This is a genomic window from Candidatus Rickettsiella isopodorum (assembly GCF_001881495.1).
GTDB classification, from domain to species: domain Bacteria; phylum Pseudomonadota; class Gammaproteobacteria; order Diplorickettsiales; family Diplorickettsiaceae; genus Aquirickettsiella; species Aquirickettsiella isopodorum.
The window spans coordinates 1-223 of the sequence record NZ_LUKY01000001.1; the positions used below are offsets into that span (position 1 = coordinate 1).

Consider the following 223-nt stretch of genomic DNA (forward strand, 5'->3'; position numbering starts at 1 on the left):
ATGCTCAGAAGATCTGCAACGCCGCTTAATGAAGTTTTTTCGCAGCAGTGTTTTGTTATTTCATCCAGACAAATCAAATGGAAACAAGGATTTAAGCCAGATACAGACAGAGTTTTTTCGACAATTTAGGCAATTCTCAGAAATTTCACGTGAGGCAGTGAAAGACGGTTTAGAAATACTAAAAACCTATGCTCCTCAATGTGAAGCGGAGATTCAAAAAATA

The 223-nt window shown here is 37.2% G+C and carries 1 protein-coding gene; it reads left to right on the plus strand.

The genetic code is table 11. The features are described from left to right. Positions 1-223 (plus strand): hypothetical protein (locus A1D18_RS06740; protein ID WP_171910783.1); only part of this gene is annotated, 223 nt, incomplete at both ends.